Annotated in this window: 17 protein-coding genes; 6 read left to right on the top strand and 11 right to left on the bottom strand. The window is 50.1% G+C overall.

Annotated features, from left to right (window positions below):
- Positions 1–11: 11 nt before the first annotated feature.
- The 3 genes from araG to FDW96_RS16165 form a co-directional block, all read right to left on the bottom strand.
- Positions 12–1,526 (bottom strand): arabinose ABC transporter ATP-binding protein AraG, encoded by a 1,515-nt coding sequence (araG, locus tag FDW96_RS16155; protein ID WP_038641495.1) that lies wholly within the window; start codon positions 1,524–1,526, stop codon positions 12–14.
- 115 nt (positions 1,527–1,641) lie between these two features.
- Positions 1,642–2,631, bottom strand: coding sequence for an arabinose ABC transporter substrate-binding protein (locus FDW96_RS16160; protein WP_042307751.1), 990 nt, complete (start codon positions 2,629–2,631; stop codon positions 1,642–1,644).
- A gap of 318 nt (positions 2,632–2,949) precedes the next feature.
- Positions 2,950–3,507 (bottom strand): DJ-1/PfpI family protein, encoded by a 558-nt coding sequence (locus FDW96_RS16165; RefSeq protein WP_137365946.1) that lies wholly within the window; start codon positions 3,505–3,507, stop codon positions 2,950–2,952.
- Positions 3,508–4,063: 556 nt separating this feature from the next.
- Here FDW96_RS16165 and FDW96_RS16170 point away from each other — a divergent pair.
- Positions 4,064–4,567, top strand: a complete 504-nt coding sequence (locus FDW96_RS16170) for a non-heme ferritin-like protein (protein WP_038641501.1) — start codon at positions 4,064–4,066, stop codon at positions 4,565–4,567.
- A gap of 138 nt (positions 4,568–4,705) precedes the next feature.
- On the opposite strand, the gene FDW96_RS16175 is transcribed toward FDW96_RS16170, so the two are convergent.
- Complete coding sequence (locus FDW96_RS16175; RefSeq protein ID WP_005127709.1) at positions 4,706–4,957, bottom strand: DUF2766 family protein; 252 nt, start codon at positions 4,955–4,957, stop codon at positions 4,706–4,708.
- 129 nt (positions 4,958–5,086) lie between these two features.
- Between FDW96_RS16175 and FDW96_RS16180 the strand changes: the two genes are divergently transcribed.
- Positions 5,087–6,508 carry an MFS transporter gene (locus tag FDW96_RS16180; RefSeq protein ID WP_137365947.1) on the top strand — a complete coding sequence of 474 codons (1,422 nt, stop codon included), beginning with the start codon at positions 5,087–5,089 and terminating at the stop codon, positions 6,506–6,508.
- A 33-nt stretch (positions 6,509–6,541) separates the two neighbouring features.
- On the opposite strand, the gene FDW96_RS16185 is transcribed toward FDW96_RS16180, so the two are convergent.
- Positions 6,542–7,180 (bottom strand): RpiB/LacA/LacB family sugar-phosphate isomerase, encoded by a 639-nt coding sequence (locus FDW96_RS16185; protein ID WP_042307745.1) that lies wholly within the window; start codon positions 7,178–7,180, stop codon positions 6,542–6,544.
- 267 nt (positions 7,181–7,447) lie between these two features.
- Here FDW96_RS16185 and yecR point away from each other — a divergent pair, with 267 nt between their 5' ends.
- The gene (gene yecR / locus FDW96_RS16190) at positions 7,448–7,783 is read left to right on the top strand and encodes a YecR family lipoprotein (RefSeq protein ID WP_137365948.1); all 336 of its coding nucleotides are present in this window, start codon (positions 7,448–7,450) and stop codon (positions 7,781–7,783) included.
- Between the two features lie 192 nt (positions 7,784–7,975).
- Positions 7,976–8,473 carry a non-heme ferritin gene (ftnA, locus tag FDW96_RS16195; protein ID WP_042307740.1) on the top strand — a complete coding sequence of 166 codons (498 nt, stop codon included), beginning with the start codon at positions 7,976–7,978 and terminating at the stop codon, positions 8,471–8,473.
- A 45-nt stretch (positions 8,474–8,518) separates the two neighbouring features.
- Here the strand turns inward: ftnA and FDW96_RS16200 are convergent, their stop codons facing one another.
- The gene (locus FDW96_RS16200; RefSeq protein ID WP_042307738.1) at positions 8,519–8,758 is read right to left on the bottom strand and encodes a YecH family metal-binding protein; all 240 of its coding nucleotides are present in this window, start codon (positions 8,756–8,758) and stop codon (positions 8,519–8,521) included.
- A 226-nt stretch (positions 8,759–8,984) separates the two neighbouring features.
- On the opposite strand from FDW96_RS16200, the gene tyrP reads away from it, so the two are divergent.
- Complete coding sequence (gene tyrP / locus FDW96_RS16205) at positions 8,985–10,196, top strand: tyrosine transporter TyrP (RefSeq protein ID WP_042307736.1); 1,212 nt, start codon at positions 8,985–8,987, stop codon at positions 10,194–10,196.
- 27 nt (positions 10,197–10,223) lie between these two features.
- Here tyrP and FDW96_RS16210 read toward each other — a convergent pair whose 3' ends face one another.
- The 5 genes from FDW96_RS16210 to FDW96_RS16230 all read right to left on the bottom strand — a co-directional run bounded on the left by FDW96_RS16210 (position 10,224) and on the right by FDW96_RS16230 (position 13,529).
- Positions 10,224–10,889 (bottom strand): YecA family protein, encoded by a 666-nt coding sequence (locus tag FDW96_RS16210; protein WP_042307734.1) that lies wholly within the window; start codon positions 10,887–10,889, stop codon positions 10,224–10,226.
- A gap of 208 nt (positions 10,890–11,097) precedes the next feature.
- On the bottom strand, positions 11,098–11,379 hold the full coding sequence (locus FDW96_RS16215; protein WP_061381081.1) for a heavy-metal-associated domain-containing protein: 282 nt from the start codon (positions 11,377–11,379) through the stop codon (positions 11,098–11,100).
- A complete protein-coding gene (locus FDW96_RS16220) occupies positions 11,376–11,732 on the bottom strand; it encodes a mercuric transporter MerT family protein (protein ID WP_061381080.1) in 357 nt (118 codons plus the stop codon). The genes FDW96_RS16215 and FDW96_RS16220 overlap by 4 nt, the downstream gene beginning before the upstream one ends.
- A complete protein-coding gene (locus FDW96_RS16225) occupies positions 11,710–12,852 on the bottom strand; it encodes a transglutaminase-like domain-containing protein (RefSeq protein ID WP_137365949.1) in 1,143 nt (380 codons plus the stop codon). The genes FDW96_RS16220 and FDW96_RS16225 overlap by 23 nt, the downstream gene beginning before the upstream one ends.
- A 206-nt stretch (positions 12,853–13,058) precedes the next feature.
- Complete coding sequence (locus FDW96_RS16230) at positions 13,059–13,529, bottom strand: SRPBCC family protein (protein ID WP_137365950.1); 471 nt, start codon at positions 13,527–13,529, stop codon at positions 13,059–13,061.
- A gap of 326 nt (positions 13,530–13,855) precedes the next feature.
- On the opposite strand from FDW96_RS16230, the gene FDW96_RS16240 reads away from it, so the two are divergent.
- Positions 13,856–14,200: a hypothetical protein gene (locus tag FDW96_RS16240; protein WP_061381077.1), complete on the top strand. Its 345-nt coding sequence runs from the start codon at positions 13,856–13,858 to the stop codon at positions 14,198–14,200.
- Positions 14,201–14,241: the final 41 nt, after the last annotated feature.

Below are 14,241 nucleotides of genomic sequence, written 5' to 3' on the forward strand. Positions count from 1 at the left end.
ACTCTCCTTATTCAGGCCACAGCCTGGCTGACTTTAGGCATTGCAAGGCTCAACGCCTGGCGTTCATCCGCCTGTTCATGAAGTAACTCACCGGCAATCTCGCCTTCCCTCATCACCACGATACGATCGGCGACACCGAGAACTTCTGGCAGGTCACTGGATGCAAACAGCACGGCCACGCCGCGCGCCGCGAGGGCATAAATCACGTTATAAATTTCATGCTTGGCGCCCACATCAATGCCGCGGGTAGGTTCATCCAGCAAAATCACTTTCATCTCTTCCGATAACCACCGGCCAAGAATAGCCTTCTGTTGATTACCGCCAGAGAGGTTCATGATCAGTTGCTCCGCCCCCGGTGTTTTGATGTTGAGCGAACGAATATGGTGATCGGCATTGGTTTCTTCCCAGCCGTTATTGATCACGCATCCGCCCAAGACATGTTTACGACGCGCGCTAATGTTGATGTTGTTACGCACCGAATGAACCGGAATAATCCCTTCGGCTTTGCGATCCTCCGGACACAGCATCATCCCTGCTTCAATGGCGTGGCTCGGTTTGCGGATATCAATTGGCTGTTCATCAATAAACACCTGGCCTGCGGTGATACGCGTGCCGCCAAACAACCCTTTCATTAATTCGCTACGTCCAGCGCCCACCAACCCAAACAGTCCGACGATTTCACCGCTACGCACTGATAAACTGATCGGCGTCCGCACGCCGGGGGCTTTGACCTCATGCAAACGCAGACGCTCTGCGCCATAAGGCCTGGATTTCCAGCCATAAATATCACCCAGGTCACGCCCCACCATCGCCTGCACCAGCGCGTCGTGATCAACCTGCTGCATGTCCGTAAACGTTTTAACGTAATGCCCATCTTTAAATACGGTAATGGCATCGCTAAGGGCAAAAATCTCTTCCATACGGTGCGAGACATACAGAATGATGCGCCCTTCGTTGCGCAGCTCACGGATAACGCGAAACAGATTCTCAATCTCGCGTGCCGACAGGGAACTGGTCGGTTCATCAAAAGCGATAATTTTGGCGTTACGCGCCAACGCTTTTGCAATCTCCACCATCTGCCATTGACCAATGGAGAGGTATTTCAATGGCGTATCGGGATCGATATCCATGCCCAGATGCTTAAGCTGTAGCCCCGCTTCATAGTTCAACAGCGAGCGGTTCACAATGCCGCCTTTATGCGGCAGTTGCCCTAAATAGATATTTTCGGCAACGGTCATCTCCGGGACGAGATGCAGTTCCTGGTAAATAATGGCGACACCGGCGTTCAACGCGGCTGTGGTATCCGCAAACGAAACTTCTTGACCGCGGATCGCCAGAGATCCCGTCGTTGGCGCATAGTTACCGCTGAGAATTTTTAAGAGTGTTGATTTTCCGGCGCCATTTTCGCCCATCAGCGCATGCACCTGACCGGCATAGCAATCGAAACTGATATCCGTAAGCGCTTTAACGCCGGGGAACGTTTTGCCAATGCCGCGAAATGAGAGATACGGGGTAGACTGTTGCATAACGTCTCCGTGATTCAGATCTTTATACCGGATGGCGGCTTTGCCTTATCCGGCCTACTGAGTACGTAATTCGTAGGCCGGATCAGACGCTTTGGCGACGCATCCGGCATTGATGTTACTTACCGCCTAAACCTTTCTTCGCCAGTTCTTCTTTGAAGTTATCGCGGGTAATCAGCACCACATCCGTCACTTCAGTAAACGCTGGTGGCTCTGCACCTTTCGTCACCCAGTTGTAGAGCATTTGGCTTGATTTATAGCCGTGAACGTCCGGGCTTGGCAGCAGTGAACCGTAGAACCCGGTCGCTTCCCCTTTGGACAGTTCACTCACCGCATCAACGCCGTTAATACCGATACCAATCACGTTTGGCGCTTTAAAGCCCTGCCCTTCGGTCGCACGCACGCCGCCCAGTACGGTGTTATCGTTCATGCCAACAATCAGCCAGTGTTTAACTTCAGGATGCTGAACAAGCATGGAGTTGGCGGCGTCGAATGCGCCGGGGATATCATTCGATTTGGTTGGGACCTGGTAGATCTGTTTTTCCGGGAAGCCTGCAGCTTTAAGCGCTTCCATTGAACCCGAAGTACGGCGACGCGCGGTATCCAGTTCGTTCGCAGTAATGGCCATTACCGCGGTAGATTTCACATCCCAACCGCGCTTTTGCATCTCCTTGTACAGTTCCTGGCCCTGGCGTTCACCAATTTTTGTTGCCGCCATCATTACCAGCGGCACGGTGTCCATCGGTTTTCCTTTCGCGTTGGCAAACTGGTCATCGACGGCAATGACTTTCATATCGTAGCCGCGCGCCTTCGCCATAATGGCAGGCCCGAGTTTGGGATCCGGCGTACAAATCACAAACCCTTTCGCGCCACTGGCAGCCAGGCTGTCAATCGCGTTAAGGGTTTTCTCACCATCCGGGACGGCGATTTTAATCACCTCAAAACCAAGGTCTTTACCGGCCTTATCGGCAAATTTCCATTCTGTCTGGAACCACGGTTCTTCCGGTTGTTTGACAAGGAAACCGAGCTTCATGGACTCAGCGATAGCGGATTGTGACATAATGGCAGCCAGGCCGATGGCAGCCAGCGCTTTAGTGAATTTGTGCATGGTCAACTCCAGCTTTAACGTTCTTTTATGTAGGGTAAAATCAGACGATTTTTTGTAATTCGGACATAAAACAAGGCATTACCTTTTATTGATAAGATCAATGCCAGTGCTGGGAGTATTTTTAGCGGGAAATTGATTCTCCATAAGAGAGCGGCATCACACCACAGAATTACAGTAATTGCGTACATAAATTCAGCGAGAAATGACATAAAAAAACGCGATTTTGACGAAGAAGAAAAAGAGAAATAGCATATTAGTCCATAACATCAGTCAGCAAATCCTTGTCCCCGAATGCTCAAGCATTCGGGAGAACAATGTTTACCATGGGTAATAAATGTGGTCGGCGTGATCGCGAACCGGAATATCATCTCCCAACAGACGCGCCGAAAGCGTAAACGCAAAATCAAAAATATGTCCTAATCCTTTGCCGCTAATAAGATTGCCATCCTCGACAACGGGCGCATTGATATATTCCCCATCCGTGACGTTTTGCCACAAATCTCCCGAGCACACGTAGCGACGCCCCTTTAGCAGACCGTTGCCACCCAGCACGCGCGCGGCAGCAGAGCACACCGGACAAATAAATTTTCCCGCCTCATCATGGCGGATGACAAACTGGATGACTGCCTCACTGGCGGCAAGATTAACGCTGCCCTGCGGACCGCCAGGCAACACGACTGCATCGTAGAGATGCGCCTGACGCGCGACCAACGTGCTGTCGGTCACCATCGGCACGTCATGATAGCTCACCACCGCACGTGACTCAGCGCAGGCCAGTGTTTCGACTTCGATATTCAGGCGACGCAGAATATCAACAGCAACTATCGCTTCCGCCTCTTCAAAACCGGGCGCCAGCAGCACCGCAACCTTTTTCATTTGTAATCCCTCGCTTTATCCACATAGAGCCAAACAATCAATGCTGAATCGTACAGGCCATTAAAGTTATTAATTTCGGCAAAAATGATCTGGCGCAAAAAATTAGCCATCTGGTAACTTTCAATTACCTCGCCAGTCGTGAAGTTTCTACAACCAGAGCGGGTCGAAAATCACCAAAGACAAGACGATAACCGAACGTTAAATTTTATTTTGTGATATGAAACATCATTTCATAAATGAAATTAAGATTTAACTTCATTGATATCAAAGAATTACATTCACCAACCCTATATTAAGGAATACCTGCATTAAGAATATTGCTATAACAATATGTAAAAAAACATAAATACGCAGATTTAAGGATTTTCTTATTCCGGGTCACGCGCTATGCTGATTCTCGATCGGAAGCGAATATAATTCGTGATCACTAAAGGACCGGCGGAACGGATTTATTCTGCTAACAGTTTTAATTGTACGTAGATGTGAAGTGCGGCGGCAGCCCGTTGCACTGACGTTAGTAACGTACACTCTCCTTTCTGGAAATAAGGATATTGATATGGCTGCTGTTGGAATTGTTCATAAACTCAACACACAAATGAATCTTGAGTTCTACGCATCGAATCTTTACCTGCACCTTAGCGAGTGGTGCTACGAACATAGCCTGACAGGCACCGCAACGTTTCTACGCACGCAGGCGCAGGGTAACGTAACTCAAATGATGCGTATGTTTAATTTTATGAAAAGCGCCGGGGCTAACCCCATCGTCAAGGCCATCGATGTTCCGGGTGATGAACTGACTTCCCTGGAAGAACTGTTTCAGAAAACACTGGATGAGTACCAACAGCGTTCGAGTAAGCTTTCACGCTTAACCAATGAAGCAGAAGCATTGAACGATGAGCCAACCGTTGATTTTCTCCACGATCTGGAAAAAGAGCAACAGCAGGATGGCGTGCTGTTACAAACAATTCTTGATGAAGTCCGCAGCGCGAAACGCGCGGGGCTGTGCATGGCGCAAACCGATAAGCATCTGCTGAACGTCGTAAACTACCAACATCATTAATCTTCAATTTTCATAACGCTCGCCGGATAGTGATGCCACGCATCTTATCCGGCGAGCGCTCAATGCTCTCTACGCTCGCGCCTCTCATTCTCAGAGACGCAAAAAAAGCCTTTCTAAAACCTGAAACAACGGTTTATTTTAGTGAGACTCATTCTGCGGCGTGAATTTCAACTCGATCAAGGCAACCGCTTTTTGGATTGCGCGCATAGTTACCGGATCGGCGCCCGCAGGGTGACTGGAAAAGTCGATGCTTTTCAGCTGGCTGGACATTTTCTCCCGAACTTCTACCGGGGCGATAACATCAATAACATCCAGAATTTGTTTGATAACTAACTGACAGGCAACAACGTCCGAGAGCAGTTCCTGATCGGCATTCAGTGTTTGGGACATAATGAGCTCCTTATAGAAAGGTCGTCATAGTACCCATTCAGCGATCGAAACGATAGCGGTGTACGCATAGCGGATACGCTGAAAATAAAAATAGTTCCAGTCAGTTTCTTTTGAGATGGCAAGCACAACATGAGTGAACATTTAGCGGTTGAGAATAAACGCGGTCTCTCCCCGGCGGCATTACTTGTTGCCGGCGCTTTCTTTATGGAGTTTATTGACGGCACGGTGATCGCCACCGCCCTACCCGACATGGCCAAAAGCTTTGGCGTACAGGCGGTTGACCTCAACATCGGTATCAGCGCCTACCTGATCACCCTCGCCGTACTTATCCCCGCCAGCGGCTGGATTGCGGACCGCTTCGGCGCCAGAAAAGTGTTTACCCTCGCACTGGCGATATTTACCCTCGCCTCAATCTTATGCGGTTTGTCCACCCGTCTTGAGAGCTTTGTCGCCATGCGAATCTTACAGGGCGTGGGCGGCGCGCTAATGGTTCCAGTTGGCCGCCTCGCAGTACTACGCACCACGCCAAAACATCAGTTAATCACCGCCATTGCGACTCTGACCTGGCCCGCGTTAGTCGCGCCCATCATCGGTCCTCCGCTTGGCGGATTCATCACCAGCTATGCCAACTGGCGCTGGATCTTTTTCATTAACGTCCCACTGGGAATACTGGCGATAGCGCTGGCGCTACGTTTTATTCCGGATATTCATGACGACGAGCGCCGTCCGTTTGATATAGCGGGTTTTGTCGCAACCTCTGTTGCCATGGTGAGCCTGGTGTATGCCATGGAATTGCTGGGAACCCAGCAGCCGCAGGGTTGGCTAACTGCCGGACTTCTCACGCTGGGAATAGCAACCTTCCTGTTTGCCCTACGCCATTTTCGTCGCGCCGCCTGGCCGATGATTCGTCTTGATGCCATGAGCGTCCCGACTTTTCGCGTCACGATGTACGGCGGGTCGCTGTTTCGCGCCTCTATCAGCGCCGTACCATTTCTGCTGCCGTTAATGTTCCAGGTAGGCTTTGGCATGAACGCTTTTCACGCAGGTTCGCTGGTGCTGGCGGTGTTTGTGGGCAATCTGACGATAAAACCTGCCACCACACCGTTGATACGCTGGCTGGGCTTTAAAAAATTGCTGCTGATCAACGGGGCGCTCAACGTCCTGGCGCTGCTGGCCTGTGCATTGATAACGCCGCAAACTCCCGTGTGGGTTATTTTGCTGGTACTGTATCTGGGCGGCGTATTCCGTTCAATCCAGTTTACCGGCGTCAGTACGCTTGCCTTTGCGGACGTCCCCGCGCCGCAAATGAGCTACGCCAATACGCTGTTCAGTACGGCAACACAGTTAGCTGTGGGATTGGGGATTTCATTAGCCGCTATTGGGATCCGTATCGGCGATGAAGTCAGTGAATGGCTGGCACTGGGCAATATTCCGGGGATCAGCTTCCGTCTGGCCTTTGTGGTTATCGCCATAATTTGTCTGATAGGTATGGTCGATACGCTGCGGCTTACCCGTGATGCGGGAAGCGCAGTCTCTGATAAGAACAGATAGCCCGGCAGGTGAACACCGCCGGGCCAGCAGGATTTAGCCAATAATCTCGCGCACGAACGCTTCGATAGACTTGTCCTGGCAGTTATCGAAGAAGCATTGCTGGAAGCGTGGACCCGACACGGCGGTTTTCACCAGTTCAGGATCGATAGCGCGCAATGTATCCAGATAATTCTCTTTTACCACTGCCGCTTTCACCTGATTCAGAATACCGGCGTTACGCACCTGCGGTACTTTACGTTCCGGTGGGTAACCTTCCCCGGTACGTCCAGTAAACGCTTTTTCAAACATATAGCGCACATTCAGCTCGGCGCCCCAGCCAAAACCCTTGGCGAAGGCCAGTGAAAGCGCGTTACCGTTGTTGATCTGAGAAAACAAGAATGCGTCCGCCGGATCAAGGCAGTACCCACACACCACTCCCGGATGGATATTCAGTGACATCATTGCGCCCTGACCCGTACCGCAGCCCGTGACCACAAAATCCACGGCTTTGGAATTAAGCAGAATGCTGGCCATAATCCCTAAATGAATGTAGGTCAGATGATGGTCATTTTCATCGCTCATACCGACGTTAAAAACGGGAAAACCTTTCTCATCCGCAACGGCTTTAAGCTCGTTATGAATGATGGCGTTTTTGCTTGCCTGACTGTTTTCCATCATCAATGCAATTTTCATTCTGTCATCTCCTGAATGCGTAGCGGGGACTGCTGAAAGTCATAACATTCAGGCCACATTACTATTTTGCAAACTCACTTTCAAATTTAATGAACTTTTGTTTTATAAATTAATGTAGTGCTCACATTTTTCCCTCAGCAGCCCAGAATAGCCTCAAGAACCAGACGTCGTTGCGATTAATCGCAGGTGATTTTCAGGCTATTCAAGCCATTGATACGTCAACACGTATGCCATGATAGCCTATCTCCGAACTTTCAGAGCGATCACATGAAGACCTTTATCCTTGCCCTTTTGCCGCTCGTGCTGACAGGATGCACTATTACCAAACAGGCGCAGGTCAGCGAAGCCAGCGCTATCACCGGTGTGGTTCGACTGACCTACAACCAGGCCATGTTACAAACGGCACGAACCGATGACTACGTAACCCAGGGAACAGCCACCAAAGAGTGCCAGCGTATGGGCTACGCCAGCGCCGCAACATTTGGTCAACCGGTGTCAACCTGTAGCGTATATGCCGGTTCTTTGTGTTTGAATACCAAAATTACGCTCGCCTGGCAGTGTCACGGCGTCGCGGTATCTCAAGCGCCCTCATTCAATTATTAATATTTCGACCAGCATTTTTTTGCTGGTCATTAGTTACTTCGTTATTTATATCCTCCGCTTAATAGCGTTAATGCGTTTTATTCCCATTCGTATTTTTAATAAATAAATTTATTATTTTACCTTTTGCAAATAATTAAATAACAAATTATAGTGGCGCCACGTAATATTTAATGACGTTTGTGGAGCAGAACCATGCTGAAAACAGAAATGATCGACCAACTGAATGAGCAAATGAACCTTGAATTATATTCATCTCTGCTCTACCAACAGATGAGCGCGTGGTGCAGCTATCACAGCTTCGAAGGTGCTGCCGCGTTTCTGCGCCGTCACGCCCAGGAAGAGATGACGCATATGCAGCGTCTGTTCGACTACCTGACTGACACCGGTAGCTTACCGCGTATTAATGCCGTCTCTTCCCCTTTCGCTGAATATGCTTCTCTGGACGAACTGTTCCGTGTAACTTACGAACATGAACAGCTGATCACGCAGAAAATTAATGAACTGGCACATGCGGCAATGACCCACCAGGATTATCCGACGTTTAATTTCCTGCAATGGTATGTTGCTGAGCAGCATGAAGAAGAGAAATTATTTAAATCTGTTATTGATAAGCTATCACTGGCAGGAAAAAGCGGTGAAGGTCTTTATTTCATCGACAAAGAGCTGGCTACGCTCGATACACAGAATTAATTCTGTTAGATAACGGTGGTGAGTTGCCACCGTTATTCGATAATCTTAATGGCGGCAGATCTTGCTTTCGTGCGTAGAGAAGCCGTCTTCTTTTGCAATAAACTTCCCCTTCGCCGCTAAAAATGCCACCAGCTCGGCCGCCGTCATACCTTGCGCAGAACAGGTGTGAAAACGTGCGTGCTCGCCAAAACGTGCCGTAATTGCCGCTTCAAGACTGCCATTTGAATACTGCTCGCCAGATTCAATCATCATATTGAGCACTTCATGACCGTGAATAGATTCCATACTACCTCCTCAATAAAGGGCATAGCCTAATGTGAACCGCAGGGCGCTGCTTTGCGCTAACACAGGTTTACCAGCAGATAAATGTTATTTCGTATGCATCTTAAAATATCAAATAATCGTAAAGTTTAATGTACACGTATTGTAACGGTGATTTGACGAAAATAACGTTTTGCCTTAACCTGCGCCGCAGATATAACCGTTGATTATCTCCGGGACAGAGGAAAGCGTGAAAAACAGAACCCTGGGTAGTATTTTTATCGTGGCGGGAACCACGATTGGTGCCGGAATGTTGGCAATGCCGCTGGCTGCGGCAGGCGTGGGGTTTAGCGTCACGCTGGTATTATTAGTCAGTCTTTGGGCGTTGATGTGCTACACCGCGCTGTTGCTGCTTGAAGTGTATCAACACGTACCGGCTGACACCGGGCTGGGTACCCTGGCGAAACGTTATCTTGGTCGTTACGGACAATGGGTAACGGGCTTTAGCATGATGTTTTTGATGTACGCGCTGACAGCGGCGTATATCAGTGGCGCAGGAGAACTGCTGGCCTCCAGCATAAGCGACTGGACCGGGACAGCTATCTCTCCAACCACAGGTGTGCTGCTGTTCACCTTTGTTGCCGGTGGTGTGGTTTGCGTTGGGACGTCGCTGGTCGATCTGTTCAACCGTCTGTTGTTTAGTGCCAAGATAATTTTCCTGGTGGCGATGCTGGCCCTGTTAATGCCGCATATCCATAAAGTGAATCTGCTTACGCTGCCGCTTCAGCAAGGGCTGGCGCTGTCCGCGATCCCGGTTATCTTCACGTCGTTCGGTTTTCACGGCAGCGTTCCGAGTATCGTCAGCTATATGAACGGTAACATCCGTAAACTGCGCTGGGTATTTATCACCGGTAGCGCCATTCCTCTAATCGCCTATATTTTCTGGCAACTGGCTACACTTGGCAGCATTAACTCGTCCACGTTCATGGGACTGTTAGCCAACCATGCTGGTTTAAACGGATTGTTACAGGCATTACGTGAAGTTGTGGCGTCACCGCACGTTGAACTGGCGGTGCATTTGTTTGCCGATCTTGCGCTGGCGACCTCTTTCCTCGGCGTCGCGCTGGGATTGTTTGACTATCTGGCAGACCTTTTCCAGCGCCGAAATACCGTAGCAGGAAGGATGCAAACCGGCGTGGTGACTTTCCTGCCGCCGCTGGCATTTGCGCTGTTCTATCCCCGTGGCTTCGTGATGGCGCTGGGATATGCAGGCGTTGCCCTCGCGGTACTGGCGCTGCTGATCCCCGCCATGCTGGCGTGGCAAAGCAGAAAACATAACCCGCAGGCTAACTACCGCGTGGCAGGTGGCGCACCGGCGCTGGCGCTGGTGTTTATGTGCGGAATTGTGGTGATAGCGGTACAGTTTTCCATTGCAGCAGGGTTACTCCCCGAAGTGGGTTAAACAAAAGGGGCTTTACGCCCCTTTCTGTTAATGCAGACAGCACTGCTTGTATTTTTTCCCACTGCCGCACGGGCACGGATCGTTACGTCCGACCTTGGCATCCACTTTTACCGGCACCTTCACCGGCGTTTCCTGCGGATGCGCCATCCACCAGGCATGCAGATCCAATGCTGCCAGACGGATAGCGTCCACGCTTTCCTCAAACTCTTCTGGCGTCAGTTTCTCAACCACAGCAAAGTTTTCTTCCGTACCGTGCAGCGCAATAGCCTCGAGCGCCGGTTTTAAGGTATCCGGTAATGCGGACCAGTCCGACAACGCGACGCCGCGCATATAACCAAAGCACCACTCTTCAACGATGGTCAGTTCATGCTCGTCAATTTCACGCAGACCAAACAGCGGCTCAAACTGCTCAGGATATTCGTCCAGACGATCGGCCGTATCCGCCATGTGCTGAAACGCCAGGTTCATGAAACGCGTCATTTCTTTTTCGGAGGACCAGCGCGGCACATATTGCGCGCCACCCCAAATTGCAACCAGCCACTGCTCCGGTTCAATTTCATACGGTGAACTGAGCACCGCCGTCAGCAAACCATCCAGTTCTGACACATCCAGAATAGCTTTGTCCGTATTGTACTTAGTCAGTACATCATCCAGCCATTCCAGTTCGCTCTCGTTTAATGGTCCCGTTTTCATAACGCTTTTCCTTAGTCAAAAATTCTTGCCTGTGATCATCCTACATGGCTGGAGGGATAACAGATACAAATGGGCGTGGGCGGTTTACAGCTACCGCCAGTTCAGGTTAACAGGATACGAGGGGAATTCCGGTAGTTAACGCACAAAAGAGAACACCAGGCCGCCGGGCATCATACCGGGAAAACAGAACAAAACCACCCGTAGGTGGTTATTGTTGCTCAATACGGTTAAGCGTCGCGCTATACCCGGTTTTTGCTACCGCTTTAAGGAGAGTATCGGTAGGAAAACCTTCAGGTACGATCGCTTCTGCCTGCCTTGTCTTGAGAGAGGATTTCGCCTTAATGACGCCATCAGTTTCGCGTAACGCCTGATTGACAGAAATTACGCATAACGAGCAGGTCATATTTTGTATATCAAGCACCACTTTTTGATTGGCTGCCTGACCACATAACGGCAACAATAAGCCTGCCACTAACATGAAAACCTTCATTCAAACACCTCATAAAACCAGGCAACCAGCGTTGGGTAAAATAACACTGGTAAAATCAACGCCAGCGCACACCAGTAGAGAACGCGCGCCTGTTTCAGGGTTAGCCAGCCAGAACACCACAACCGCCTGGAGAAATAGAGTCGCCAGAAAACACGCAGTAGTAATCCCAATGACAGCAGCATAAAAGGAATTCGTAAAAACTCAAACCGGGTTAAAACAGCAAAGCTCGCCGCTGAGATACCAAACAGCAGATATAACAGCGGCCCAACACAGCATAAGCCGGCAGTGACGGCAGCCGCAGCGGCCGTCAGCAGGGTCAGTCCCGCGCCTTTAGCGTTGTTCTGTGGCGACATAGCGGTAGGAGAACGCTTTAGGATCGTAGAAATTGATCGGGTCGCCATCGACTTCGGCGTAAGGATAACCAAAGTTGTTCATAGCTCCCTGCTCTGTCGCCGGATACAGCTCGAAATCACGTCCGTAGTTGAATCCTACCCAGTTCATTTCCCAGTTACCAAACAGGTAGGCGTTGACGGCCTGGACATCGGCATCCTGGTGCGATTTTTTCTCAGCCAGACGCATTTTGGTCACGTCAGCGGGATCGCACGGTAACCAACCGTAACCTGCGAGATAGAATTCGGCGCGACAGTGTTGTCCACCGCTGACATCGGCAACGCCTGCGCTGTCGGCTTTGCCAAAGGCGCTTGTCGAGTAACGCTCGAGCTTATTGGCTTTGCCCAGACGGATGCCAAACAATTCGCGTGCGGGAATACCACTGGCGCGTGCCAAAGCAACAAAAACGGAGCTCATATCGGTACATTTTCCCTTGAGCTTGCCACTTTTTAAGATCTCTGCCACATCACCGGTACCACAGCCAATAACGTCATTATCCCGTTCCATATGGCTGCTCACCCACTCGTAAATGAGACGCGCTTTTTTCAGCGGATCTTGCTCATTACCGGTAATTTTGCGCGCAGTTTCCAGAACCCCCCCATCCACTGGAGTATGTGCCGTCGGTAACAAGTAGGGTTTTACATCCAGCGGATAAATAATCTGCTCCGGTGCTTGCCAGGTTTTTAGCGCATCCTGCTGCAACGGCTCCCAGTCGGCGGTTTCAATATCGATATCAACGTTAATCAACAATTCGCCCTGGGAGTCTGGCCAGGTGGCGAACAGCGTCTTCGCGCCATAGGCATTGTTGGTGGTGACATACGCCTGCTGATAGTTCCCGCTAAAGGCAAGGGCTGTCATTTGTTGAAACACAGTATCTACAGGTAGCGGGATCCAGAGTTTCACCACCCCGCGCGATCCCTTAGGAGGATTGAGTTTATACGTTTGTGATAAGACAAAGCGTCGACGCGCGACAGACGCGACTGTTGGCTCTGCGGCATGTACCGTCTGGCTAACAATCGTAGGGCCGACTAAACCGGCGGCGGAAAGGAGAACGCTATTTTTGAGAAATTGGCGACGTTGCATTGCTGTCTGTCCATGTTGTAAGAGTTGAGCTACGGCCCATTGGGAAACCGTATGCGATCATCACAGCAGACAGACGCTGACTTAAAAAGGCGAGCAGATGGAGGTTATTCATCAATAACAGACCTGTTAACTGTGAATGAAATGAGAAACTACAAGACCGCTATTAAGCCATTTACAGGCAAAAAAGTACAGCAGTGAGAGCGCCTTCAAAATATATGCACATTGGTTGCCAGCTTACGGGCTAGCCCTCTGGCCCCCTCGCGCATGACCATATCGTGATTCCAACGAAATACAGGTGCTGCCAGCGGGGCAAGATAATTCATCCAACGGATCGTGGTACGGACATTCCAGTCATATTTGACAATAGTCTCTTTGCCACTCGCAGTAAAAGACCACACGCCTCGCCCTTCTACCGCCCCGCTGGCTTGTCCTTCAAGCAGAGAGCAAGGCAGAATATTCAATACGTTGATATCAAAGGTTAAGCGATAAGGTAGAACGCCTTTCCAGGTATAACGATGCAGCGCGCCAATGCCCTGTAAATCCCCCTTCTTGATCTCAACGATGCGTTCCAGACTTACCCACCATTCCGGCCACTGATCGGGATGAGAAAAAATATCCCATACCTCCTGAATAGAAGCCTCAACCCGCCAGACCGTGGAAAAATGATACTCAGCCATAGTACAGGCTCCCTCAAGGCGTGAAGAAATTAGCGGGAAAATGGATGTTAATAACCATCGCTTCCAGAAGATCGATTTCTAATCGCTGCCCATCTGGAGCATAGCAGATCACTTTGGCAGGGAGTCCGTGATAATTATCCAGTCAGACGTCATAGCGGGGAACGCCATCAACCGCCATTGTTCCCGACCTAACCACAGACACGCGCGTCGTCTCCCCCCCCTCAGACTTAGTATGGACAGCTGGCTTAAATTGTTGGTTTTCTTTTCAGTTGGGATGGCAACAAAAAGCTATACTTTAATAGCCGCACTCTTAACAGGTATTAATCATGAAACTGCCATCGGTATTTTCATGCGCCGTTCTCATATTACTGCTACTGGCGTCATCATCTGCCACTGCCAACGCGTTACAAAACCAGGCCGCAAGAGAGCAAGAGTTAAGCGCAGCACTCCGTGCCGGTAATGGCATCATCATTATTGGCGGGACGGATGATTCTGCATTCACGTTGCGGGCACGAAACCGAATCCACAGACATTTATCGATTCAGGATGACTTTGGCGATCCCATCATGATCAATGGTTTCCAGGACCACAACGATAATCCTGCCCGTAATGGTTTTATCAACAACCCTGCACAAGGGGGCTTTATGTTTAACGCACCGATTCGTCGATAGAGTGATTATCTATAGCAAGCAAGTGTTTGAAGGCGATTTTA

The organism is Citrobacter sp. TBCS-15, from assembly GCF_005280815.1.
GTDB classification, from domain to species: Bacteria; Pseudomonadota; Gammaproteobacteria; order Enterobacterales; family Enterobacteriaceae; genus Citrobacter; species Citrobacter werkmanii.